The sequence below is a fragment of the Paenibacillus sp. OSY-SE genome, from assembly GCF_000283315.1.
Classification (GTDB): Bacteria; Bacillota; Bacilli; order Paenibacillales; family Paenibacillaceae; genus Paenibacillus_B; species Paenibacillus_B profundus.
This window is the reverse complement of record NZ_ALKF01000160.1, coordinates 13,675-36,846: the sequence shown is the minus strand read 5'-3', so window position 1 is coordinate 36,846 and position 23,172 is coordinate 13,675. Positions and strand designations below refer to the sequence as shown.

Here is a 23,172-nt window from a genome sequence, read left to right as displayed (position 1 = left end):
GCTATTTCACCTCTTATTGCACATAAAATGTGCCGAATATTTGCTCCATGACGTCTGTTAGTCGGGCATTCCATTGCAAGAACACTTGGTCCGGTTCAGGCTTCCTGGAGGGAGCCGAGCCATAATATGCAGGGTCCAGTATCACATCGTAGCCCGCCCCCTCGATCACATTGCTTTGCGCCATTGTTCGCATATAATCTTTGCAGGCTCCGATGAGCGCAAGTCGACCTTCTGCGGTGTTGTTCACTTTCCCGATGTAATTGTCCTCTGCAGCCCGCTGCAGGTCAGCATTGATTTGGTCCATGACACGGATTGTCCGTATCTTCTTCCAAGCACTGTTCTGGCCTTCTTTCAGCGCGACGAGCGTATTGAGGCCCCGCAATACTTTGACTTGACGACCGTCATGGATGAGCAAGAAAACACCACTCCGAACCGCTTGCTCCTGCTCTGATCGCGTCCAGCGACGGGTAACGTCATCGAAAGGAGCTACCGCATATGTTGTGGACTCACTGATCGATTGACCAGCGATAAGCCCGGCAGCCCATGCTGCAATCTGCGCAGAACTATATTCCTTATCGCCCAGGACAGCTCCAGAGCCTACATTTACAATGCCTTCATCGTTGCAGGCGGCGCTACGGGCGTTCGCTTTTGCCACCGCGTCGCTTGCCTTGTCGTCCGTTGTCGGGCCCCCAAGAGTGGCAATGATACCTTTACCTTCACTTCGGACACGTTTAACCCATGCCGTAATGCTGGCGCGAAGCGCAGGGTCTGTTACCCCGTCCAATGTCAAAACGTGAAACTCTTGCCCTTCGAATGCTTCCGTCGCGGCGATGTAATCGGCATTTGTGATGCTGGAAATGCCGCTCTTCCCGCCACCAAGGGCAGCGCCGGATATGTCAGCCATTGTCCCGTCGGCCACCTTCTCGGCAACGATCCATTTGTTATCTCCGTCCTCATTGATGGCCGCGACTGCAGCCGCCGCTGTGCCGTCACCAATAGAAAACGTCCGCAAAAGTGTCGTGCTCTCGTACAATCTCAGCTCTTTTTTTGTGGCATCCACAAGGCTCGCCTGGACTGTCACGTTGAAGTCGTTTCCGCGTTCTCCCGGATACTTCGCCGTAAGGACTAGAGCGTCAGCAGGTGTTTCTGCAGTGTTTTTAAGCGTGACCTTTGCGGCGGCTGCCGATGAATCGGCCAGACGATAAGCGAGCAACTTTTTCGGCCCACCAAGCAACGCTAAAAACAGTGTTGTGTATGCCGTGGCTCCGCCTGTCTCGTCCAGCGAAAATTTTTCCTTGATGGATTTTTCGTCCGCAATTTCAACAAACTCCCCGACTGGCCCCCAGTGTGCCTTCACAGGAGCAACGACCACGCCCCGCGAGCCCGGCTGAATGGCGGCGCCTGCTGCAGCCACGAAATTCATGTATAAGCCAGGCAGCACCGGCATATCGGTAGGGCTCCAATTTCCTCCTGCCATCTATTTCACCTTCTCTCTCATAAATTTCCTAATAAGCGCCTTGGTTTCAGAGACCGACAATTCAGCCGTTTCCGATCCATTCAACGCCCCGGCCAGAACCTCCGGCTTCACGTCAAAAAGAGCCTGCGCATTTGCCGCAAGCTCTTCAGCGGGATACCGGGGGATGCTGGGCTGTTCTTTCTTCTCGGCCACAATATCACCTCATATTCGTTTTGAAATTAACCTGGTTAATTGTCGGGGTTTCCTCCGTAGGGCGTGCTGTACGACGACGAAGAGTAACGGTTATTTGTCCTTCGGCTAACGGGTCCGCGGCAATGTTTGCCTTTGGTTCCGAAACTGTCATGTACCGCCTATCCGCTTCGTTCAGCGGGATCTTGATTGCATTTCCGAGCTCTTCCACCAGCCGTAAAACGCCGCCGTGCTCTTGATTCGTGTCGGCGCCAATAATGTGAGCCGTAAATCGCTTTTTGACCTCATACACGGCCTTGCCAAGAGCCTGAACGTCAATGTTTGTTACACGCCACATAACTGCAGGACGTGTGTATCCGAGCGGCCAGAGCCCCATGTAAACTGCCCAATCGGGGCCCATGATTCCTTGTGTCCATTTCCCAAGTGCCGCGAGCCATAGGTCGTCGGTGATAGGCGCAGTCGTATTGACTGGCTGCAGGGCCATGACAGCAAACTGCATGCCTCGGGTAATCGCGTCCCAATCTTCGTCAACAACGTCCTGCCCGGAGGAGCCGAGATAGATACACGAAAATACTTCTCCGGCCTCGGTTGTCAGCAACTGCTTGTCCAGAGCACCGATGATCTTCTTTTCGAGAATATCCACCTTTTCAAAGGTCGACCGAGACACATACGGCCAGACCTCCACGAGCCTGCGGAAGCCGGCCCAGGGTGACTCGTCGCTATCCTGCCCCTGCATCACAATGGCATACGGCTTTTCGCTCTTTGCCTCGGCCGCGTGTGGTTCGTAGACATCTTTCAGTTCAGGAATTGCGGCAATGAGTCTTTCCCGGATAGCATTTCTCATTCAGCACCCCACACTTTCAAAACTGCATCTCTAAGACTGACTTTGTACTTTTTAGCAGTAGGTAGAACAATCGCTCTTGGCTTCGTTCCGGGGTGATTAACCTCTTTGGCTGTTACAAATCTTCCACCAACACGGAACTTCAAGAAAGGTTTGTTTTTTGCCTTTATCTTATGCGGAGGCGTCCCTTCTTCCAGATAATTACCGTATTTAACCCCATGTGCTAAATACATAACAACCTTATCACCCGAAATTTCGGCTCCAGCATGAAGGGCTCGGTGTGCTGTATGTGTTCTTGGTGTCCAAGGGAATTTTGTACGCATTTCACCTTCAGCCAGGCCTGCTTGCTGCTTGGCCGCCCACAACGTCGCTATTTTCATTCTCTTCATGTGTTCAATTGCTCCTTGGCCAAAGTCCCCCATATCACTTCACCCTTTCCAGATCGGCCTGGTACCCAACAGTCACGCCCTGAACTACCTGCGGCTGCACGGAGACAACCTCGAACGTCTCCCCCAGGGCTTCGAAACGATCGGTCACGTTTGGCCCTGCTTGGATATCCGCATGCTCATCGGCCAGTAGGCTGTATATCTTGTCAGTCTGCTTCGTTCCGGCCAGGACGGAAACGGTCTGCGGAATCTGCGAACGGGCTATGAAGATACGAACAGTGTTGGGCGGCAGCGTGAACTCTTTCTCCTCATGACCACCGCCCTTCTTCCGCTTTTCAGTCCGATGAATTGTAATGGATGTCGGATTCTGCGAGATGTTCCATGCGATATGCTGCCGGCGCAGTTGCGCGAAATCCATCACAACACCTCGGGCGGCCGAACTTGGAACATGAAGCTGCCTGTGCTTGTTCCGGATGCTTCTGCCATCTTTGCGTATTGCTGCGCCATGGACAGGGCGTGTTCTAGTCTGTCTTTCAAAGATGTTAGATCGTATTTTTCGGTCCCAGTACTGTAGCTTTCAATATCACCTTGCAGCAGTCCGGCCTTCTCCATCCATCCAGTCGAGGTGGCGGCATAGATACTATCCGCCTCCTGCAGCAGTAAGTCGATGTCTTCATCAAGAAAATTGGTGTCCGCTTCCGTGCCTCCTGCAGGTATAGTTTCGTTCAGGAGCTTCCGCAGACGGGTTCGCAAAGCCGGAGTTGGTTCCATACAATCACCGCCCTATGCCTTGCCCGGGAACGTGATTTCCTGGACGTTCTCATCGATCGCCGCGAACACACCGCGCCATACGTCACCAACCACCTGAGCTTCAACCAATCGCGTCAGGTCACCCATAGTGGCCTGAACTTGAAGGGCTTGCTTGATCAGTTCCTTAAAACCGCGCTTTGGACGGAGCAAGTACGCTTTCCCCGCCGGAACACCTGGATACGTATACGACTTCTTGGAAACCTCCGCCTCCCATCCGTCATAGTAAATGATATCCGTGATGCCGGACAACGCTCGATACGGCGTGGCTTGAATAGTAAAGCTCGACAACGCATCGTCGATATCTTCTTTGTCAGCAGGGTTAGCAAGTAAAATCGTACCTGGGCGTTTGGCCGTTCGCGCATCTCTCAATGCAGCCCGTAGTGTTTCCCGCATGCTCAGAATGAAGTGAGAGCCCGTTGCATTCGTGAGCGTTTTGCCCAACTCATCCACGTATACAGGTGCCGTCTTATTCCCCGCTTTGTAGTTATGTTTGATAATTGGTCCGAGGTGCAAATGATTCAGCAGCGCATTATGGGCCTCACCAAACGCTTTATTTAACAACTCAAAGTTGAACGTTTGGTTAAATAATTCCATTTCTTTTGTGTACTCAAATCCCGCTGTAAATCCCTCAATTCTAGCTGTTGGACCTTGCTCTGCTTGCAAACTACCAAACTTGACCTCTTCTCCCTCTAAGTGTTTGAAGAAAATAACGGTTCCGTATTGTGCCCATTTTGCATCGAACACCTCTGGAAAGTTTGGATCATTCATCGTGTCATATATTGGCCCATATAGCGTCGGAATTTCTTCTTTTCCAAGTTCCACATCCAATACGACCTTTTGGAGCAACTCCTTACGGCTGTTCTCGCTGGTAAGCATCTCACCGATCGGCTTGTCGAGCTCGTAAGTCTCCATTTCACCATTTACGATCTTCTTCGTTACTTCTTGCATTTTTCCGTTCAACAAAAAAGGAACCTTCGATTCAATGGTTCCTTGGCGGCGCTTTTCCTTCATTGTCTCAATGCTATGCACTCTTGCCATAGGTTATCAGCCTCCTTATAGTTGCGGCCCCAACAGGAACCAGATGACGTTCTTCGCATCTTTTGTATTAGTAATACGACCGACAAGACGGTTGTCCGTAGCAGTTTCAGTGAGTTTACTTTTGGCTGCATCCCAATACACCTGCGTTCCCGCTGCAAACGCCTGCGTTGTGTCGATTTGGTCAGTCTCGAATTCTGCTTGTTCGATATTTAGGATGACTTCATCAGTCTGGCCTGTGCCTGTCGTGACGGATTGCATTGCTGCTCCAAAAAAGCCGTCGAGCAGATAGAATTTTTGGGCTTCGACGGTTGTCTTCGCTGGTACCGTAACTCGAACGGACTTACCGTCACTGACTTTTGCACGGTACGATTGATACGTGGTGCTTGGCACCGGTTGGCCTTTGTATGGCATTGATATTCAGCCTCCTTAAATACTTGTTTTTTTGGTTTTCAGATTCTGTGGCGCACCTGCTTGGCCGCTGCCGGTTCCGACACCGCCTGTTCCTGCAGGGGAGTCGGTATGGTATCGATCGACGATGCCCTTCACGGCCGGGTCGCCAAGGAAAGAATCCATCTCGCCAGTGATCTGCTCTTTTGTCGCATTTGCTGCAATTCCGCGTAGATGATAGGACCACATTTTTCCGAGTGGCGTTTCTGGGTTCGTGATGTCCTTCCGAACGGCCGCAGAAGTGACCTTCGATTCCATCATCTCCCCGACAATCATGTCACGGCTTGCGGAAGCTTCCTTGTCGGCAGCCGCTTTCAACGATTTGAACAAGGATGCAACGTCCATCTCTCCGCTAACGCCTAGGATGGTTTGTGCCTTGTTCATGATGTCCAACGCTCGCTGTACCTCTTGGGCAAATTCCGGTGTCAGCTCCGCGACAACCTGCTCGTCGGTGAGTCCCATTTCTCCGGCCAGCGTGCCGATTGTGAATCCCTTCATACCGTATTTCTTCTTTAATTCTGCCAATACCTGAGCCCATTCCACTTGCTCATCATCTCCTTTCATTTCTCCGGGGCCTGCCCCGTCTAAATCCCACATTTCGCCGGACATGGCGACGATCCGTGTATTCATCCCTGCGCGGTCAAGCGGTGTCCAGTCGATGGAGAGCGGATTGTATCCGACAACGTCTGTTTCACCTTTTGCCCGCTGCAGCTTCGGCATGCCGTAAATGGATACCTGATTAATTCGGTTGGAGCGAATCCACCGTTTCAGATCCTTCGCCGCTGCATCGACCACGCCGCGGAAGTAAGCCGTCTCGCCAACCATCTTCGCGCCAACCCAGTGCGTTACCGGAGGCAAAAACTGATTGTTTACGTCCTCCGGCTTCTGGTGACCAAGGAAGCCGTTCAGCGTCCGCGTCATGACAGCATCGACGATATCCTTCAGCGACTGGCTTTTGTAGTTCCATCCGCGCTTGGACTTGCTCGCTGGAATCTCAACCACCACTTCCAGCGGATCGTTATCCCCTTTTTTCAGTTCTTCTATCTGCACGCTCGGAGACAGCGGCACGTCCTCCAGTTGCATTTCACCGGAAACACCACCGAAAAGCCTAAACGGCCGCGTTGTCTGCTCCGCCATCTCCCCGCAAATCATTGTTTTAAGCACTTTGTTCACCTCCCCTCAAGTTCTACACCCCTGTCATGAAAATAGCCCAGATAACAACAAACATTAGATAAAAAATTGCATCTAATTTTTCTCCACGATTCTTGCATTCAAATGCTTTTGCGGAGTAAATGAGGATAGAAATTCCTCCAATAATCACCGTTAGAAGTTTCAGAGTCAAATCGATACCCGCCTTTCACGGACAAAAGAAAAGGCCGCTCAATAGAGCGACCTCACCTGTCTTGCTTGTCTTCTATTTTCTGTTCCTTCTTCCCATCTATTACTTGCAACTTATCCCTCGTCTGTTCCTTCCGTAGCTGTCGCAGTTCTTCTTCGGTCGGAATCAGTGGGAATTCAAACTCAACCCCTCCTGACATGAGCATCCCTCCTAAAGCAATCTATGAGCCTATCATATCGTGCAGATGGTAGTGATGCTATGCCACGTTGGAATATACGTCCTGATACCATTTTTCGAGATCCGGCTGTGATGCCGGATTCTTCATCCAGGCGTTCAGGCGGTCGATGAAGGCGTCCGTGTCCTCATGAACAGATACAAGTGTACACATGCAGTTCGGATGTGCCGGCATTGGTGGCTCTCCTCCGGGCGGGTAGATGCCCTTGCCGAGGCCGTGGTCTGCCTCTGCGAATCCTTTGCAGATGTGGCATGGGTTCGAATAGTTAGACAGCACCCATTTCATCCCGATATACGAAGGAGTAACGCTAGCTGCAACAATAGTCCCCTCTCCGTAGGCTGCGGCTGTCTCCGTCCGGACGAGGCGCAACGCCTCGTAGCTGACATCCTGCGGTATCCGGCTGCCCATTCGCTCCATCATTTCGGGATACTCATAGGCGAGCGTCTTCTTGCCACGGCGGACATACTTTTCAAGGGCCCGGGCTGTCTCGACAGGGTCCTCGCCGGTTGCAACGGCATCCTGAATGATTTCGGTCATCGCAGTCCGGGCCTTTTCGCTGTGCCTCCACAGCCGATCAGATAGGTGCAATCCGCCCTGGGTACGTGCCCAGCAGGCTTCAACAGCCTGTGTATTTGCCCGAAAGAAGGCCCTCTGAATCGGTTCCTTCGCCAGCTTCGTCCTGCTGATCTGCGAGAGTGTCACCCCGTAGGAGTAGCTGGTGCCAGCTTCCACAGCCTTCTCGATGCTTCCGGACACGATTCCCTTCAAAGATTCTACAATGCTATTCTGTCGCAGCGAGAGCTCAAGAGCGGTCATATATCTGATGTTCATCCGGTTCCCGTATCCTTGACGTTTCAATCGGCGTATTTCCCTTGCTACCTTGTCCGCAGCACGGATATAAATGCGACGTACTTCTTGATCCTGACCAAGCCGAAGGTTGATGTATTTTTTCCGAGCAGCCAACGCCCACTTGGCATATGGTCCCGCCGTCTTCAGCAATTGCCGCAACATCTCTTGAGCAGATTTCATGACGAATTTGCTCACACGTTACACCGCCTTACGCTCAGCGTCTAGGTATGCAGCATCTTCAAGACGCCCACGGAAGATGGATGTTTGTAGTATTCGGTCTCTCTCACCAGGCACGTCTGGGTCGTCCGATTCAAAGTCACGCATCGTATCAACCCAGTATTTCAGGTATTGCACAGCGGCTTCCATGGACATCAACTGACCGGATACTGCCTTATCCAGCGCTTCGACAATGGACTTAAGTTCCTCTGCAGCGTCTTTGCTATCGCGTGGGTCGATATTCTCCCATACCAGCTCCGTCTCGTACGTGGAAAATGAAGTGTTCTCGGCGCTTGCAATCATAGCCAGCACCATACGGGCCAAAAGCTTCCACGAGTCTGTGAATGCCTGTCGCTTTCTTTCGACCTTTTGAATAAAGACCGGCATCTGTTCCTTGGTTGATGCAAGCGAAGATGGCATGTGTACACCAAAGACAAATTCAGGCGTTTCTGACGATGAAGTGATGCAATAGAAAATGAATTTTAGCAATGCGGTTGCATCACCGCTTGCGGACTTCGCTTCGATGAAATCTGCATCTTCTTCGCCCTGGAATATCAACATTTCATGTCCGCTCAGGTCAATTTCCCCGCCCTTCTTAGCAAATTCAGCCGGGTCATTGACGCCGAAGTTGTTACGCAGGAAGCCTGCCACGTCCTTGAGCTTTAACTTTAGGCGCGGCGTCGAGTGCATCTTCGAACCCTGTACCGCATGCAAAAATACGTCGTGGTACACCTTCAAAAACGGCTCCACCGACTCAAGGTCACTCTTACCGAACTCCGTGGTCACATCTGCCTCATTTCTAAAATGGACAATCGGAATGAAGCCCCAAGGGTTCGGAGTTTCCCCGGCCTCGATGTCTGGTGGATGGTCGCCCTCAATTTCTATTAGGCGCCATTCGGCGCTGATGCGCTGCTTGATCGTCGCCCGGCGGTTCGCCCCGGTTTCATCCATCCAGGTATGCGCCGACTCAAGAATATACTCCACCGCCTCGCCTGTGAGTGGATTGCGATTGATTTTCTTAACCTGTTCCGGCGGAATGATATTGTAAACGATGCGCTTCTGGACTTCCGGATAAAGCGGTGAATTGTTGGTCTCCCTAGTAAGCCAGATAAAGCAGTCGCCTTCTTTAATGGCACTAAGCTGCGTCTGCTGAAGCTTCGAATGGTTCTTCTTGAAAAACTCCTGTAGCCGTTCTTGGGCATCTTCATCAGCGCTTTTTATTTCGGGCACGCCCATAAATCCGACAGTCGCGTTGACTATCTTTTTCGCAAAGCCGGCGCCGAGCTTATAGTTCTCTTCTGTGTTGTTATACAACGCCCGCGCTTTTTCATAATCTACTCGAGTCGAATCAAGCTTGTACGCACCACCGATGCCGCTTGTCACAAGCCCCCAGAGGCCCGATATTCCCTGCCGCAGCTTCGACATTTCACCAACCGCTTTAGCCCACCATTTAGCCATATATTCTCCCTCCTCTCAGCAACGAAGCAGCAGCCGGGTCAATAACCGCTCCTGATTTTGCGAATGCCAAAACAAGCGCGTCCGCCCGGTCAGGTGATCGGAGGCCGCGCTTTTTCATGTCCTGCTTGCTTTCTAGGATGATTCTCCCCTTACTGGTTATCGAATATTTCCGGGTTGAAAGCTGCCCAATCAAGTCCTCATCGTTTGGTATCTGGATGTCACCCGCTTGCAGCAGGTCCCGAACGGTTGCCCATGCCTCTGTACCCCAGTTTTCGTAATGGTCATGGTCGTTCGCTTTCCCGCCGTTGTGGCAGTCAATCACGTCGATGTATAGGCCTTCCTCTCGAACGACTTCACGCACCCGGTCCGTGACACCACCGCCAACCCCGTCGTCATCGATTTTGACAGTGCAGCGTGGACGGCCATATGTACGCATTAGTTCTTTTGCCGTGGCAATTACCCATCCAGCCGTAAACATCGTGTCTTGCTTCGTGTATGAGCGAATGAACGGAACCAAGTTCCCAATACGAGGAACAATGTCGGTTTCATCGTCGCCGAAGCGTGCCACGTCAACGCCGATTTCAAGGGGCGCCGATTCCGGTACGAGCAGACTCCCGTCTTCCTGGTGATACACTTCTCGCATGGCGGCCGCCTCGGCCAACTCCAACGGAATGAAAGTATCCGGCTCCGCCCGAGGAAAGTCCCCATCAACCCGCACGCGAACCACGTCGCTATCCTTGCCATATTTCCGTTCCAGCATTTCGATATTCTTCTTGTTCGTCCGCCGGCTGTCCCGGCTGGATACCTTGTGCGCCCGATAGTCGCCCCGATCCTTATGGTGGGAATCGTAAAACGTCCCACTGGTTCGAGTCGGGTTCCCGCACATGACAAGCTTATTCTCGTCCCCTGACAGGGTCCCGAGGACTGCCTCCATGATGTCGTCTTTAACGCCGGATGCTTCATCAACGACGAATAGCATGTAGTCCTCGTGGAAGCCCTGCATATTCTCCGGCTTCGTCGCCGTTCTGGCCGTCGCGAACCATCGCTGCTCATGGCCGATCATGTAGACCTTCGTCTTCGTCCATTTGAGCAGGTTTTTAACCATGGAGCGTTCCAGCCACTTGGCAACCTCTGCCCAAAGTACGTCATGCAGTTGCTGTCGTGTCGGCGCCGTGCAAACAACCTTCGGATTAGGCCGGCAGCATAGGAACCATATGATTAGGGCCGACTCAAACGCCGTCTTACCTACGCCCTGGCCGGAACGAATGCTTACACGTGGATGCACGGCTACATCGGCCATCGCTGCCCGCTGCCAGTCGTCCGGGTCGAAGCCAAGCATGTCCTCCGCGAAGGCGACAGGATCATCCCAATAGAGGTCAATGAGGGAAACGAGGTCGGAAACGACGTTATACGGCTTACCCATCCGTCTTCACCTTCCGCCGCCTTTCTGCAATCTCCTGTAGCGCATCCGTCCAGCCCGCCGTCGCTCCTTCGGCACCTTGCAACTTCTGGAGTTCGATGCGAAGAATCTCTGTTCGGACTTGCTTCTCTTCGTCGTGTTGAATGAGGCGGTTCATCAGATCGATGGCCTTGAGCTTCTTGTCTTGGACTCGGGTCAGCGCCTCCTCAAGCTTGATGATGTCATCAATGGCTCTATACTCCGTTTCCTCAATCTCGGATTCGACCATCTCTGTCCGGGTAATGGGCACCGTCTTGGTTCCCCCCGTCTTCTCATCATGAACGGTCATGACATCCTTGATCGCCTTGAGTTCGTTAAGGACTCTCCGCTGTTTCTCAGTCAGGCCTTTCATAAGCTTCCCAATCCGCTGTAGCATACGGCGCTCCCGTATGGTCAGAAGCTTTATGGCCTCATCCGCCTGCTGAACCGGATCGGTGTCAACCTGCTCCACTAGCTCCTGTTCGTCCTCCTCCAGAGCGTCCATCCATATTGTCTCATATTCCCCTGTCGTGACAGCTTTCTTATTACCGATTGGCCCCCCGGGCCCGCCTTTATTGCCCTCTGCATTCTTGTTGCCGGGCGGCGCGCCCCCGCGATTACCCAGGGCGTTCTTGTTCCCTTTCGGCGCTCCGGGTTTCTTTCGATTGGTAACGTTACTATTGGACTCATTGGTAACGTTACCTTTCAAATCGTCGGCCCAGCGGTCGACGCTCTTCCACTTTCGGACCTGCGTCTCGCCGAGTCCGAGGGCGGCTGCAATGTCCTTCAGCTTCATTTTGCCGCTGCTTTCCAGCCACATCTTCTTTGCCTCATCACGTTGCGGGCTTCGCTCTCTCGCCACTACATATCACCCCACCCCCATGTAGAGATTAAAGGACTTCGAAAAATTTTAGCGAATATTTCCTTAATACTAACTTGCAAAGGAAGTTGATTCTATGGTGAGCACAGATTACTTTCCCCCAAAACATATGGCACCAGCTTTTCATTGCCCTCATTGTAATGTGTACTCCCAACAAGAGTGGTCAGGCCCAAAAATAATAGGTGTAACATATGCTTCGGAGAATGTAAATGAGCTCAAGAAATGTTGTTGTAAACACTGTCATAAGGTTTCTTATTGGTATGGTTCAAAGATGATTTATCCACTAGCAACAAACGCACCTATGCCTCATCCTGACATGCCCGAGTCATTAATTGATGATTTCAATGAAGCGAGAAACATTGTTAATCAGTCCCCAAGAGGAGCCGCCGCTTTACTCAGACTCTGCCTTCAGAAACTCATGGTTGAATTAGGCGAGTCAGGAAAAGACATAAATGGGGATATAGGTTCCCTTGTAAGAAAAGGGCTGCCGGAAGAAGTCCAGCAAGCCTTAGACATAGTACGTGTAATTGGAAATGAATCAGTTCATCCTGGTACACTAGACCTTCGAGACGATCAAGAAACAACAGTGCAGTTATTTGAATTAATTAACTTCATCATCGAAGAAAGAATATCCAGAAAGAAGAGAATAAGTGATCTGTTTCAAATACTACCTGAAGGTAAGAGGCAAGGTATTGAGGCAAGAGATAAGACGAGCTGATCAGAGCTCGTCTTTTTGCAACTCAATATCTATTTCAATTAGCTTTTTCAAGTCGTCCACGCTTTTGATTTCTATTCGGCCGTCCTGAAAGTCCTTGACCCAACGAGCAATGCCCGCTTTGATGATTTTTCGATACTGTGCCTTGGACTCAAGAATGCCCTCCATGACGGCAAGCTCATGCTGCAATTTCACGTCTTGTTCACAATTTGTTCCCATTGCCGTTCCCCTCGACTTCCTTTACAATTGGAGACGAGATAGTGGCTTGCGATTCCGTGGCCACGGGTTTCCACTATCTCAGCCGGGGGATACCTGGTTGGATGGGAGGACGTTAGCGCGTCCTCCTTTTAATTTGCCTCGAACTCGACGTCGTACTGCATTTCGATAACGGATATCACTTTGTCGATAGCCTCAATATACTCATTTGCATCAGCCCCAAGCGCCTTACCCAAATCACTCTCAAGCTCGGCTAAGAATTTCATAACATCCTGTGGATTCATATCAAACACGCTCCTTATTTGATGGTGTTCGTATGTTACCTTGGGATAAGCTAATTAGCAAGTCATTCATGCTATCTTTTCGGCTTTTTCTCCGGTGGCTTTTTCCCACCGCTTCACGATGACATCACAAAAGACCGGGTCAAGCTCCATGGTCCGGCACGCCCTGCCCATTTGTTCACATGTCATCAAGGTGGAGCCGCTACCGCCGAAGAAATCGACGACCAAGTCGCCGCGCTGGCTGCTGTTGCCGATTGGTATGGCCAGCAATTCGAGCGGCTTTTGTGTCGGATGGACGTATTTCGTGACGTCGCCGCGGGACACTTCCCATACCGTTGTTAGCACGGGCTCTTCTGCCGGCAACCCAGAACGCCACACTGTCGTTTGCCGGCGGTCACCATACCATGCAGGAGCCCGCCTACGCAAATGGCCGTAGAAGACCGGCTCATGCTGCCAGCGGTATTGCGACCAGCCAAATGAAGCTGCATTCTTTACCCAGACGCATTGGGTCCGCACTACGATCCCGGCGGCATTCATGGCGTCCTCAAACTCCCGTTGATAGGACGATGGATGAAAGACGTAGATCGCCGCCGTCCGCGCCATGGTGTCAGCATATCGCTCAAATACGGCATTCAAAAAGCCCGCAAATTCCTCTGCGGGCATGTCATCGTTCATTATGGTATCGCGGCCATCGGCAGCCAGTCGCTCAGAATCACTCTCAACGGCAACGTTATACGGCGGGTCCGTTACGATCAGCGCAGCCTGCTTGCCATCCATCAGCAGCGCTACATCGTCTGCATCCGTCGCATCCCCGCACACAAGTCTATGGCGCCCAAGCTGCCACACATCCCCCTTCCGTGTCTCCGGTTCCTGTATCTCATCAAGAGCGCGCTGCACGTCGAAATCATCCTCAACAACTGGCGTTTCAATCTCCGGCACGTCCGGCAGAATGCTGCTCAGGTCGTCTATCTCATCCTGGTCGAATCCGGTAAGGCCTAGGTCGGCAGCCTCTGCTTGTAGCTCATCGAGCAGGCGCGCTAACGCTTCGTCATCCCAGCGGCCAGAAACTTTATTCAAGGCGATGTTCAGCAACTTCTCCTCAGTTTCATCCAGGTCGACCACCGACACCTCTATCTCTGTACGTCCCTGCTCGTTGACAAGGATTTTGAAACGTTGATGCCCGCCGACCATGTTCCCGGTTCGCTCGTTCCAGACGATGGGCTCCACATATCCAAATTCCTCGATGCTGCGGCGTAGTTTCTCATAATCCGGGTCGTCCGGCTGCAGGTCAACGCGGGGGTTGTATGCTGCTGCATTTATTTGTTCGATAGGAATAAGTCTGATGTCCACGGCGAACACCTCCTATTTTTTTCTATTATGAAAGAAACCTTTAGCGACCAACCTCGTAAATATAGTTAACCTCGTCAGAGGGGAGAAAGGAGTGTGGTCTTTTGTCCACATTTTTGAGCTCCCCTTGTTCCGAAATCTAGAGTAATCTCTGGTTTGCCATGAGCTATGAGGGGTAAAGCTTCTAGCAGGATCACGTCTGCTTAAGTCATGGCCAGTCTCAAGAAGTTAGAAAGGCACTAATGCGCTGGATAACCTGCACTTGGTAGCAAGTAACTTGCGTGAAACGATGTAGCCGTCACGTTAACACAAACGCGCCACAGCTTCAGGCCCAGAGCTGCAAGACTGTTTCGGTAAAAAAGTGTGAAACAACCCCCGGGAGACTCGCCTAGTCCCTGGGGGTTGTTTTTGTTTAGTATTGAATTAAACATACTATTGTTAATATTTCATCAAAGCATCCATCCTTTTGTGTTGTGTTGGTTTTCCCCCGGGTTCCTGCGTATCACGCTTACAGAATGATTCTACGGCCCCGTCCTGCCGTTTTCTCTCCATGCTCTGGTATTCGGAAAAAACCAAACATATGTTCCTTAAATCGTCTTCTATTGCGCCGTTTTGATACAAAAGAAAAAGCACCACAAAGGGTGCTTTTAATAATTCATGTTGTTAACTCTTTATCTATTCGGTCAGATAGTTCGTCTTTTATATCAATTGTTGTAAGCATAAATCGAGAAATTTTTTTATTAATAACCTCAAAAGTAATCTCTTCAGGATCATAATTCTTAACCTGACAATTTGGGTCATAATATCGTTCGTATAGCATGTCGCTAATAGTAATGAATTCATCAATTAATGTATCAAGTTGATCCTTATGGTTTTTAATAACAAATTCATTCACCCTTATGCTTCTGATAAGATGCGAAAATTCCTCTTGAACATCATTTGAGGTTTTACAATAGATCTCCTGATTGATTTTTCCAAACTCAAAATTTTTAACGGCTACTGATAATATTCCCATTTGTCTTGCCATATCCAATAAAATTTTTTGTGTGTTCTGTATTTTTTCGACTTTAATTTTCATTCTTATCATCATTTTTTCTGATTTATGTCCTAATTTGTATGTCAGTATTCCACCAATCAGTACACCAATAACACCGACAATTCCTGAAACTAGAGCTCCTACTATTGCATCATTCAAAACGAGTCCTCCTACGACTATATCCTAAAAGCTATAAATTATTAATTCGCATTAAGTATCCTAATCGCAGAAGCCTTATTAGTATATATTTCTTGTATAAATACGTCAATTTCAATACCTTGAGTTAAATTAACCAAAGTTTCACTTCCAAGTGACTCCAGATTTCCTGATATTATATCTCCTAATTCAGGTAGTTCCATTTCTAGTACTTCAACTATAGAATATTCATTAGATGGTGTCCTCACTGCCAAAAAACCTTTTTTTGAGTTGATCATTGCGACTATACCTTTCACCTTGTTCCCTCCTTAGACATCACACTTCGACGTTTAGAAAGGATCCCCTGCTTCACACATCGCTGCTTGCTGCAAAACTGCTTCGTTCCCGTCCATTCGCCCCATATGCATCCTTTACAACGTGCCGGCTGCTTCGGCGGGTCTCTGAACCGCTTCTTTTTCTTCATAGTGCTTTCCTCCAATAAAAAAAGCCGGCCCAGGAAAACGGGACGACTTCGTATTATGTATTAAGTTATTTTGAGCAAAGATCATTGCGCCCGAAACGGTCGCCGCAAAAACGCTGCGCTCTTTGCTTTAAAATGCATACGTACTTTGTAACTATGAGTAAGAACAAGACCATTTTACTAAGGCTACCAAAACCGGGTCAAGAACAGGAAAACGGGTGAGTCTCGATAATACAGAACAAACCCGCCATTCCCTACTGATTCCTTGCTATTTCGCAATTCGATCATAACGTGCATTACCTCGACATGTTTACAATCATTTCGTTACTATCAACGGAAGGATATGGGTTTATCCCAAAGTTAGGCTCTCAGGGCTTTTATTAAAGATTTCTTCATGTTTCGAATAAACTCGGCGCGAGTTTCAGGAGAAAGTTCCAACAGAGACAGATAAGGATTTAAGTCCTCCAATTCAACTAACAGTAGTTCTCCTGATGGTGTGCGACACGCATCCACACGTTGAATACCACAGTCAATGTTATTCCAATCAATAAACTTCTGAGCAAAAGATAAATCTTGTTCAGTAGGTGTATATTCTTTCAATTCCCAACGCTTATCTTTATCAGGTGCATACAATGCGTACTGAAAATCCTTGTCAATGAAGTAAAAGGATACCTCGTATTCAAAGGGGATAAACGGCTGCACCAGGATACTATAGTTCTCATTATCAATCTCATATATTAGTTCTTCTTGAGAAATTCGCTTCATGCCAATGGAATCGGCGCCATCTTTTGGTTTAACAATGAAGTGTTCAACATTGGGTAGATATTTAACATTTTCAACGGAATCTATCGTGGGTATAACAGAGAAATTCACATTTGTTAATTCCAGCAAATACTCTTTTCCATTCATATCTGCTTTGCCATTAAATGAATTGTAAGTATTTAATTGCTTGTCCACTATTCTCTTACGAAAAGCTTGATACTTTTCTTTAAAATTGGCAACAGGGCCTGCATTTCGAAAGACGATTAAATCGACAACATCCTCGAAGCTCTCGATATCCTCCGGATGGCAAATAATCAAGTCAAAATCTTCTCTAAGTTGGGAAGTGAGGTACAGGTCTTCTTCATAATAATTTCTACCTTTAGCTGGATAGTAAAGGTCTGTTACAAATAACAATTTCTTCACGTAGGAGCACCTAACTTTCGTATTTTTTTCATTAACCCATTCTTAACATATTTTACGATGTTAATCTCCTATTCAAAGAAAATAAGAACAAGCGAGAAGAGTTACGCCCCGGTCATATGCCGCATTCATGCAGCCGTGCGTGTCATTCTCTCCTTTTTCTATGCTCCTATCGTAACATGGCAAAATCGTCAGGTGGTGTTCAACTTTGGGTCAGTTTACAGTCAGGTTGTGCTCATATAAGGGTCAAAAATTTCACTTTATATTCGGACAGTGAGTTTGACGAACTGATAATTCGTTTGTTACAATCTCACCAACAAATAGGAAAAGGATGAGGACGATGGTTCGTCGTTTGAAACGGTTTAAGAATGTTGCTACGGCATTAAGCTTCTAAGTAAAAAATGATTTATACTACTTAGAAGCGAGGGAAAAGAATGAAACAACATCGATTTGACCACTGGTCTGAAATTAAGTATCTAAAGGATATTGTCACGAACCCAATGATTAAAGTAGGGGATTACTCTTACTATTCTGGTTATTACGATAATCATGATTTTGAAGATGGGTGCGTTAGATACCTATGGGGGGATGAAAAATCAAGAAAGTTATTTAACCCCATCGAAGACTATGGTTGGCATATAGATAAGTTGATTATAGGTAATTACGTATGCATTGCGAGTGGTGTAATTATTTTAATGGGTGGAAATCACAATCATCATTCTGAATGGATTACCGTGTATCCATTTGTGGAGCAAATTGAAACTTCTTACAAAACAAAAGGAGATACAATCATCGAAAGTGATGCCTGGATTGGCATGAATGCAATGATTATGCCCGGTGTGACAATAGGTGAAGGTGCCATTATTGCGGCTGGATCGGTTGTTGCAAAAGATGTCCCACCATATACGATAGTAGGCGGTAACCCTGCTAAAGAGATAAAGAAACGCTTTACAGACAAAGAAATCGAAATGTTAAAGGAAATGCGTTGGTTCGATTGGGAACGCGAGAAAATTGAACGGGCCAATCATATCTTGTCAAGTTCCTCCATTAATCAATTATATGACTTTTATCAAAGGGAAATAAAACCATAAGGTTTAAATCTAGAGCACCTCATTGAATAAAAACGAATAAGATTAATAAGCCATAGTCCCTTCTTAATAGCTAAATTAAGAAGGGACTAATTTTTTTGAGATAGTTACAATTTAATGAAAACTCATCACTGCTCAGTTTGTCTCTACTGTTCAAAAATCCTCATCCTGTTCGAAGAACCCCATCAGTTTCAACGTGTTGGCCATGCTCTCGGCTCCCTCACCGATCTTCCGCCGGATCGTACTGTCTGATAAGCTGTGCCGGAAGAACAGTAGCGTCTCCTTATACGAATAGCCCTGAATGTATCTGTAATCGATCGCCTTCTTGGCATCCTCATCCTGGATAAGCCCCCATGCCCTTTGAAGCTGATGCGTATAAAACTGATACTGCTGATATACCCAGCGTTGCTTTTCGATCAGAATGGTGGCGTTCGCAGTCTTGTCCGCGTGCAGTTCATCTTGGTCGATCCGGCGAGCTGCTTCACCATCAATAGCTACCTGCTCCAAATCCCGCTCAAATTTTTCGAAATCGTTCATGAGCATGCACATATTTTTATATTTTTCGAGAAGGAACTTCGTGCGTTCGAATTCTTCTTTGGATGCTACTGCAAACAACTCACCCTGTGCCCACTCCATCGCCATTCCCCTCATTCCCCTTTGTATGGTATATTTGGAATGAAAGGTTTCTTACAAGACGCCCCCGCAGCCCTGCCACGGATTAGCGGGGGCCGTCTTTTATCTTTTAATCGGAAGGATTGACGAATGAACCATCCTTACTCCCCTCTTTCCCCCATACTTCCGTGTAGCAACAGCAGCAGACTGCCAGCTTATTTCCGTTCATTCTATTTTTCATACCGTACACGGCTGGTTTTTCTTTGCACAATTCGCATGTTGCTCTACTCATCCGTCAAGCCTCCATCCAGATATCCGTCTCCATTACATACTGGACACTCAGGATGGTTTTCCGATCCCGTATACCCTCGGCCATTACACGCCGAACACTTACTTTTGCCTAGCCCATATCGCGCCTGCGAAACAGCAAATGCATCGTGTGATATGTCCAAAATGTTTTGCAAGGCAGATTTCATGCGTTGATAATCAGCTTTAAGGCCCATTCCCCTGTACCTCCCTGCTGTAGGGTGAGTATGGCTGCTATGGCCCGCTTCCGGCGCGTGGCTTGGAATAATTCTGCGATGATGTCTTCCCCTACCCGGCTCATATCGCCATCATCCGTTTCATAATAGACTCTAAACAAGTTACGCACATACTCTTCTGGGTCGTGTTGAAGAGCGGCATCCCAAAGTATGGATGCATCCTGCCAATAGCTAAGAGGATCAAATATGTTCGATTCCGTCCACGCTAACACGCACGCCATCTTTCTAATCTCCTCGTCCCTCATCTGTTCAAGTTGTTCACGAGTATAGCTCATGATTCCTTCACCCCGGACTGTATGTGGTTCGTAGCTTTCTCTAAGTGGATTCTCGCAGTTTGCGGTTAGTGCGTCTTGGAGCTTTTCCCGTAACTCCTCGACTTCCGACCATGCCTTTACCGCCTGCCCTTGGTTGTATACCATCCTTTTTGTGAGACGTTCAACTTCTTTCCACGCCTCCTGAAGGTAATCATTCAGCTTGTCGGAAAACTCAACGGCCAGAGCAACTTCCACATCGTATTCACGTTCTTCACATACTCTGCGGAGCTCTTTCATTTTGTCGCGCGCCCAATCTACTCTTTTCTGGGTTAACTTCATCCCTTTGCCTCCTCTTGTATGCGCTGTATGGCTTCCAACGCCAGAAGAACAGCTTCTATATCTCCCCAAGATGGACAACTTTCAAACATACCTAACTCAGTAGCCTTACTTCTAATATCCATTAAGAAATCCGTAGATATCTCCCAGCCGTCCTTTTTGGCCGGCTGCCGAGGAAATAGGGATACTACTTCACGGGCAGCAGTTGCATCTTTTTGCCCTGCCCGCCACAGGTCCCACAGCAAGCCATGGATAACTTCATTCGTCTCTTTGTCTAAGCCCGCGATCCAGTCAAGATAACGTCGCTCAATATCGGTTAGTTCCCGACACAGTGCCTTTTCAATCTCTTTCATCCCGATCACTTTCCTTCCAGTTGTTCCAAGTGTTCTTGCAATTGATGAATAAGGTCAACAGTTTCGTCACGGGTCAAATGCAGATGTTCATCGTCCTCACCTTCTACCACCAGTACGAAGGTGTTCTCAGCTTTCATCATCCAATTTTCCCGTGTGGTTTCCGCATCGATATAGTTCCATGACACAGTTTTCATATCATTCGTTCTCCTCGTTGTTATAAAGTTGTTGTCATCAATGTATCACCGCCGGCACAAGCGTTTCTTCTGGAGAAACCCAAACCGCTTCCCAAGTCAACATGAAGGTATCTTGCGCTTCGGCCTGTGCAGCCGCCAGCAGAATAACATTCCCCATCGCCTCTGCAGCATCTGGAGGAACAGCGTTCCCGATGTACTCACGGGCTTTCGCATCGCTGCACCCTTCCAGTTGAAACGGCCTTCCGTCCGGAAGAAACTGCGGAAAGGTCTGAATCATGGCAAGCTCAAAAGTCGTGAGTGGGCGGTGCCACGTTCCGTCTTCGGCGATAATAATAAACACGCCCCGTTCTGTATCAGCTGGAAAGCGCGGATCGGCGACTGCCGTGGCGCCAGAATGAATATCGCCGCTGCCGGTCACTGTCTTTGCTGGCTCATCCCATTGTTGGACACCGTAGGAACCTGAGCGCGGTGAGCAGCCTAACCGAATGTCCGCGACCAGCTGGGCGCCGCTCTGTACGTCCGTTACCCCCGTCACCGTAGCCGCTGGACTGTCCCAGTCTTGCATCCGGTATTTGTCGGTATAGCGTTGCTGGAGATTGGACAGGCGTGGGTCGGAAACCGCCAGCGCCCCGCTTCCGAACCTTGTCCCCGTGATACATGGTGCTGTCTCGTCCATCCGGACTATCCGGTACACTCCCGGATGCCTTCCTTCCCGGTTTGTGAGCCGTGGGTCGGAAATACTGATAGCCCCGTTGTTTGGGCGGTGAGCACCGGTTACTGTTGGCCCGGGCTCATCAAAACGGCTCACCCGATATATGGCCGCATGCGTTCTGTCCTTAAATCCGAAACGTGGGTCAGATATCGCCGCCGCTCCATTACTGCGACCCGGCCCCGCTGTCCCTGTGACCGTACGACTTGGTTCGTTCCAGTCCTCAACCCCATATGCTCCGCCGCGGGCTTCATGTACAATGCGGTATTGTTCATACGGGATGTCCTGTAGGTCCCGCCAGTCGCCACCAGCGCGAATGAGTGCAAGCCTTGCCCACGTTTTCCATTGAAGCCGAGGAAGTCGGTTCATCGGGCCACCGGCTATTGTATCTCCGGGTAATGGCAATGGGCCGATAACATCGCCGAGCGTTTTAAGCTTCTTCTTCTCCGGATAAAAAATAAAATTAGGAATCTTCTTCTCATGTCTCGCCATAATCAGAAAGCGAACTCTGTTCTGCCCAAGACCGCCAACTTCTCCTAAATTGTGATCGGCCCGCATATCTACTGCGTAACCGTAACTCTGCAGCAATCTTTTGATTTGATTAAGAAGTTTCTTCCCACGAGACTGTATTCTCGGGACGTTCTCAAGCTGGATGATGGCGGGCACTCCATCGCCGTATTCAAGGCAAGCCCGCAGTGTAAGCTCGATGCCTCGTACCGTCAACTCATTAAGTGCTTGGTACTTTTCTGTTTTGGCCGACTTTTCCGGCAGCAGGCCCGATAGTCCTTTGCAGGGCGGCGACGTAAAGAGGAAGAACGGAACCTGCTTCCCGAACGCTACCCAAACATCCCACGGCGTTACCTCACGCCATTCGGGCGGGGGTTCTTCACCATTCCAAGCGATGTATTGCTTCCGAGTGAATAAATCCATTGTGACGCCCGTTTTCTCGCCAGCAATAAGGTCATGATTATGGTTTGCGACTGGGTCACAGTCGATCGAGCAAAGAATCTTGAACTTATACACCATGCCAGCGTACTCAACCTGTGATTGCATCAATCCCCGGGTTTTTCCGCCGATGCCACCGAAGAGAATGGCAGCCGTTTTATACTGAATATTGTCGTTAATGAGTGCTGCTTCCCCCATGTCCATCCCTCCAGAAGAAGATCATACGTTCGGTCCAGCGGCCGCAATCGTCCGCCGCGAGCCCCGCTGGACCGTGGGTGTACTGAAAGTTATTTACGCCGCCCCGCCGTCTTTCATCTTCTCTGCCGCACGCTTTTTGTAAGCAGACCACTTGCTGCTGAGTTGACCGCTCGTCATTCCCGCTTCATTGGCGATTTCACGCCAAGTCTTGTTCAGATTCAGACGTTTTTCGAGCAGAGCCGGGAAGTCGATAGGAATCTCGTCGAATACCGGACGTTGCTCGAGAATAAACTGCTCCAACGCCTCTTTATCAACCTCAGCAGAGGCGGTGTTAGCGGCGTCTTCCGTGCCCTGCTCCTCGGCATTCTCCGTTTCCTGCTGCTCGCTAACTTCCTCTGACGTGCCGGCTTCGTCCGTACCAGATTCTTCGGATTCGAAGTTGATTTCTCCGTTATCAGATTCACGCATCCACTCTGGCGTATCAGAATCCACAGATTCCTCGGTGCTATCTTCCTGTTCGCCTTCACCCGACTCTGGAGTGCCCCGAGTCTCGTCAGGAGTTGCTTCCCCCTCAACCTCTTCACCAGCGTCGGTCTCCGTCTCCTCACCATCAGCATTTTGTTCTAACAAGTCCCCTTGATTCTCGTCATCCTCGTCGTCATCCTTACGCTGAATGTTTGTGACAACTCCGGAACGGTCAGCCGTGAAATAGCGGCCACGGTAAGGATGCAGCATTTCTTCTTCATCGAATCGCATAGATGCCTGAGGATCGCCGAATATAACATTTATTTCGCTACCTTGTTTGCTGCTCAGAAACAAAAAGTTTTCTTGAACTGCCTTGAGCGGAACCAATAATTTGATTTCTACTTCTTTATCTCCTACAGTCATTTTTTTACCGAGTTCAGCTTTAAATCTCGCCATATCTTGCATTCAAATCACTATCCT

Annotated in this window: 29 protein-coding genes; 2 read left to right on the top strand and 27 right to left on the bottom strand. The window is 49.2% G+C overall.

Going from position 1 to position 23,172, the window contains the following annotated elements; all coding sequences use genetic code 11:
- Positions 1-13 precede the first annotated feature (13 nt).
- The 14 genes from A372_RS0107365 to terS form a co-directional block, all read right to left on the bottom strand.
- Positions 14-1,477 carry a phage tail sheath family protein gene (locus A372_RS0107365; RefSeq protein ID WP_019420190.1) on the bottom strand — a complete coding sequence of 488 codons (1,464 nt, stop codon included), beginning with the start codon at positions 1,475-1,477 and terminating at the stop codon, positions 14-16.
- A complete protein-coding gene (locus A372_RS0107360; RefSeq protein WP_019420189.1) occupies positions 1,478-1,669 on the bottom strand; it encodes a hypothetical protein in 192 nt (63 codons plus the stop codon).
- 4 nt (positions 1,670-1,673) lie between these two features.
- On the bottom strand, positions 1,674-2,333 hold the full coding sequence (locus A372_RS0107355; protein WP_237728498.1) for a hypothetical protein: 660 nt from the start codon (positions 2,331-2,333) through the stop codon (positions 1,674-1,676).
- Positions 2,334-2,506: 173 nt separating this feature from the next.
- The gene (locus A372_RS33505; protein WP_157259475.1) at positions 2,507-2,896 is read right to left on the bottom strand and encodes a hypothetical protein; all 390 of its coding nucleotides are present in this window, start codon (positions 2,894-2,896) and stop codon (positions 2,507-2,509) included.
- 34 nt (positions 2,897-2,930) lie between these two features.
- Positions 2,931-3,311 (bottom strand): hypothetical protein, encoded by a 381-nt coding sequence (locus A372_RS0107340; protein ID WP_019420186.1) that lies wholly within the window; start codon positions 3,309-3,311, stop codon positions 2,931-2,933.
- A complete protein-coding gene (locus tag A372_RS0107335; RefSeq protein WP_019420185.1) occupies positions 3,311-3,664 on the bottom strand; it encodes a hypothetical protein in 354 nt (117 codons plus the stop codon). Before A372_RS0107335 ends, A372_RS0107340 begins: the two co-directional genes overlap by 1 nt.
- Positions 3,665-3,676: 12 nt before the next feature.
- Positions 3,677-4,741, bottom strand: a complete 1,065-nt coding sequence (locus A372_RS0107330; protein ID WP_019420184.1) for a hypothetical protein — start codon at positions 4,739-4,741, stop codon at positions 3,677-3,679.
- 15 nt (positions 4,742-4,756) lie between these two features.
- Entirely contained in the window at positions 4,757-5,152 is a 396-nt protein-coding gene (locus A372_RS0107325; protein ID WP_019420183.1) for a DUF2190 family protein, read from the bottom strand.
- A gap of 15 nt (positions 5,153-5,167) precedes the next feature.
- Entirely contained in the window at positions 5,168-6,352 is a 1,185-nt protein-coding gene (locus A372_RS0107320) for a hypothetical protein (protein WP_019420182.1), read from the bottom strand.
- A gap of 230 nt (positions 6,353-6,582) precedes the next feature.
- Entirely contained in the window at positions 6,583-6,726 is a 144-nt protein-coding gene (locus tag A372_RS37250) for a hypothetical protein (protein ID WP_019420180.1), read from the bottom strand.
- A gap of 57 nt (positions 6,727-6,783) precedes the next feature.
- A complete protein-coding gene (locus A372_RS0107305; protein ID WP_019420179.1) occupies positions 6,784-7,806 on the bottom strand; it encodes a hypothetical protein in 1,023 nt (340 codons plus the stop codon).
- A 3-nt stretch (positions 7,807-7,809) separates the two neighbouring features.
- The gene (locus A372_RS33500; RefSeq protein WP_019420178.1) at positions 7,810-9,285 is read right to left on the bottom strand and encodes a phage portal protein; all 1,476 of its coding nucleotides are present in this window, start codon (positions 9,283-9,285) and stop codon (positions 7,810-7,812) included.
- Positions 9,278-10,708, bottom strand: a complete 1,431-nt coding sequence (locus A372_RS0107295; RefSeq protein WP_019420177.1) for a DEAD/DEAH box helicase family protein — start codon at positions 10,706-10,708, stop codon at positions 9,278-9,280. The genes A372_RS33500 and A372_RS0107295 overlap by 8 nt, the downstream gene beginning before the upstream one ends.
- Positions 10,701-11,585 (bottom strand): phage terminase small subunit, encoded by an 885-nt coding sequence (terS, locus tag A372_RS0107290; RefSeq protein WP_026010944.1) that lies wholly within the window; start codon positions 11,583-11,585, stop codon positions 10,701-10,703. The genes A372_RS0107295 and terS overlap by 8 nt, the downstream gene beginning before the upstream one ends.
- A 94-nt stretch (positions 11,586-11,679) precedes the next feature.
- Here terS and A372_RS0107285 point away from each other — a divergent pair, with 94 nt between their 5' ends.
- Positions 11,680-12,321 carry a DUF4145 domain-containing protein gene (locus A372_RS0107285; RefSeq protein ID WP_019420175.1) on the top strand — a complete coding sequence of 214 codons (642 nt, stop codon included), beginning with the start codon at positions 11,680-11,682 and terminating at the stop codon, positions 12,319-12,321.
- On the opposite strand, the gene A372_RS0107280 is transcribed toward A372_RS0107285, so the two are convergent.
- The 6 genes from A372_RS0107280 to A372_RS0107250 form a co-directional block, all read right to left on the bottom strand.
- On the bottom strand, positions 12,322-12,537 hold the full coding sequence (locus tag A372_RS0107280; RefSeq protein WP_019420174.1) for a hypothetical protein: 216 nt from the start codon (positions 12,535-12,537) through the stop codon (positions 12,322-12,324). It lies immediately after the preceding gene.
- A 128-nt stretch (positions 12,538-12,665) separates the two neighbouring features.
- Complete coding sequence (locus tag A372_RS37245; protein WP_019420173.1) at positions 12,666-12,818, bottom strand: hypothetical protein; 153 nt, start codon at positions 12,816-12,818, stop codon at positions 12,666-12,668.
- A gap of 66 nt (positions 12,819-12,884) precedes the next feature.
- Entirely contained in the window at positions 12,885-14,165 is a 1,281-nt protein-coding gene (locus A372_RS0107270) for a site-specific DNA-methyltransferase (RefSeq protein WP_019420172.1), read from the bottom strand.
- A gap of 652 nt (positions 14,166-14,817) precedes the next feature.
- On the bottom strand, positions 14,818-15,357 hold the full coding sequence (locus A372_RS0107265; RefSeq protein ID WP_019420171.1) for a hypothetical protein: 540 nt from the start codon (positions 15,355-15,357) through the stop codon (positions 14,818-14,820).
- Positions 15,358-15,398: 41 nt separating this feature from the next.
- On the bottom strand, positions 15,399-15,650 hold the full coding sequence (locus A372_RS0107260) for a hypothetical protein (protein ID WP_019420170.1): 252 nt from the start codon (positions 15,648-15,650) through the stop codon (positions 15,399-15,401).
- 524 nt (positions 15,651-16,174) lie between these two features.
- Positions 16,175-16,999: a hypothetical protein gene (locus A372_RS0107250; protein ID WP_019420168.1), complete on the bottom strand. Its 825-nt coding sequence runs from the start codon at positions 16,997-16,999 to the stop codon at positions 16,175-16,177.
- A gap of 431 nt (positions 17,000-17,430) precedes the next feature.
- Here A372_RS0107250 and A372_RS0107245 point away from each other — a divergent pair, with 431 nt between their 5' ends.
- Complete coding sequence (locus A372_RS0107245) at positions 17,431-18,087, top strand: CatB-related O-acetyltransferase (protein ID WP_019420167.1); 657 nt, start codon at positions 17,431-17,433, stop codon at positions 18,085-18,087.
- A 150-nt stretch (positions 18,088-18,237) separates the two neighbouring features.
- On the opposite strand, the gene A372_RS0107240 is transcribed toward A372_RS0107245, so the two are convergent.
- The 7 genes from A372_RS0107240 to A372_RS35370 form a co-directional block, all read right to left on the bottom strand.
- The gene (locus A372_RS0107240; RefSeq protein WP_019420166.1) at positions 18,238-18,726 is read right to left on the bottom strand and encodes a hypothetical protein; all 489 of its coding nucleotides are present in this window, start codon (positions 18,724-18,726) and stop codon (positions 18,238-18,240) included.
- 100 nt (positions 18,727-18,826) lie between these two features.
- Positions 18,827-18,988, bottom strand: a complete 162-nt coding sequence (locus A372_RS37235) for a hypothetical protein (RefSeq protein ID WP_157259474.1) — start codon at positions 18,986-18,988, stop codon at positions 18,827-18,829.
- Between the two features lie 180 nt (positions 18,989-19,168).
- Positions 19,169-19,831 carry a hypothetical protein gene (locus tag A372_RS0107235; RefSeq protein WP_019420165.1) on the bottom strand — a complete coding sequence of 221 codons (663 nt, stop codon included), beginning with the start codon at positions 19,829-19,831 and terminating at the stop codon, positions 19,169-19,171.
- Positions 19,828-20,181 (bottom strand): hypothetical protein, encoded by a 354-nt coding sequence (locus A372_RS0107230; protein WP_019420164.1) that lies wholly within the window; start codon positions 20,179-20,181, stop codon positions 19,828-19,830. The genes A372_RS0107235 and A372_RS0107230 overlap by 4 nt, the downstream gene beginning before the upstream one ends.
- Before the next feature lie 5 nt (positions 20,182-20,186).
- Complete coding sequence (locus A372_RS0107225) at positions 20,187-20,375, bottom strand: hypothetical protein (RefSeq protein ID WP_019420163.1); 189 nt, start codon at positions 20,373-20,375, stop codon at positions 20,187-20,189.
- A gap of 37 nt (positions 20,376-20,412) precedes the next feature.
- Positions 20,413-22,227 (bottom strand): DNA cytosine methyltransferase, encoded by a 1,815-nt coding sequence (locus A372_RS0107220; RefSeq protein WP_019420162.1) that lies wholly within the window; start codon positions 22,225-22,227, stop codon positions 20,413-20,415.
- 93 nt (positions 22,228-22,320) lie between these two features.
- Positions 22,321-23,157: a hypothetical protein gene (locus tag A372_RS35370; RefSeq protein ID WP_019420161.1), complete on the bottom strand. Its 837-nt coding sequence runs from the start codon at positions 23,155-23,157 to the stop codon at positions 22,321-22,323.
- Positions 23,158-23,172 lie beyond the last annotated feature (15 nt).

Coding starts and splice junctions, on each gene's coding strand:
- A372_RS0107240 (WP_019420166.1), bottom strand. CDS start 18,726: ATGGCGATGGAGTGGGCACAGGGTGAGTTGTTTGCAGTAGCATCCAAA.
- A372_RS0107365 (WP_019420190.1), bottom strand. CDS start 1,477: ATGGCAGGAGGAAATTGGAGCCCTACCGATATGCCGGTGCTGCCTGGC.
- A372_RS0107285 (WP_019420175.1), top strand. CDS start 11,680: ATGGTGAGCACAGATTACTTTCCCCCAAAACATATGGCACCAGCTTTT.
- A372_RS33500 (WP_019420178.1), bottom strand. CDS start 9,285: ATGGCTAAATGGTGGGCTAAAGCGGTTGGTGAAATGTCGAAGCTGCGG.
- A372_RS33505 (WP_157259475.1), bottom strand. CDS start 2,896: ATGAAGAGAATGAAAATAGCGACGTTGTGGGCGGCCAAGCAGCAAGCA.
- A372_RS0107295 (WP_019420177.1), bottom strand. CDS start 10,708: ATGGGTAAGCCGTATAACGTCGTTTCCGACCTCGTTTCCCTCATTGAC.
- A372_RS0107335 (WP_019420185.1), bottom strand. CDS start 3,664: ATGGAACCAACTCCGGCTTTGCGAACCCGTCTGCGGAAGCTCCTGAAC.
- A372_RS0107330 (WP_019420184.1), bottom strand. CDS start 4,741: ATGGCAAGAGTGCATAGCATTGAGACAATGAAGGAAAAGCGCCGCCAA.
- A372_RS37245 (WP_019420173.1), bottom strand. CDS start 12,818: ATGAATCCACAGGATGTTATGAAATTCTTAGCCGAGCTTGAGAGTGAT.
- A372_RS0107340 (WP_019420186.1), bottom strand. CDS start 3,311: ATGGATTTCGCGCAACTGCGCCGGCAGCATATCGCATGGAACATCTCG.
- A372_RS35370 (WP_019420161.1), bottom strand. CDS start 23,157: ATGCAAGATATGGCGAGATTTAAAGCTGAACTCGGTAAAAAAATGACT.
- A372_RS0107235 (WP_019420165.1), bottom strand. CDS start 19,831: ATGAAGTTAACCCAGAAAAGAGTAGATTGGGCGCGCGACAAAATGAAA.
- A372_RS0107220 (WP_019420162.1), bottom strand. CDS start 22,227: ATGGGGGAAGCAGCACTCATTAACGACAATATTCAGTATAAAACGGCT.
- A372_RS37235 (WP_157259474.1), bottom strand. CDS start 18,988: ATGAGTAGAGCAACATGCGAATTGTGCAAAGAAAAACCAGCCGTGTAC.
- A372_RS0107225 (WP_019420163.1), bottom strand. CDS start 20,375: ATGAAAACTGTGTCATGGAACTATATCGATGCGGAAACCACACGGGAA.
- A372_RS0107230 (WP_019420164.1), bottom strand. CDS start 20,181: ATGAAAGAGATTGAAAAGGCACTGTGTCGGGAACTAACCGATATTGAG.
- A372_RS0107245 (WP_019420167.1), top strand. CDS start 17,431: ATGAAACAACATCGATTTGACCACTGGTCTGAAATTAAGTATCTAAAG.
- A372_RS37250 (WP_019420180.1), bottom strand. CDS start 6,726: ATGTCAGGAGGGGTTGAGTTTGAATTCCCACTGATTCCGACCGAAGAA.
- A372_RS0107280 (WP_019420174.1), bottom strand. CDS start 12,537: ATGGGAACAAATTGTGAACAAGACGTGAAATTGCAGCATGAGCTTGCC.
- A372_RS0107325 (WP_019420183.1), bottom strand. CDS start 5,152: ATGCCATACAAAGGCCAACCGGTGCCAAGCACCACGTATCAATCGTAC.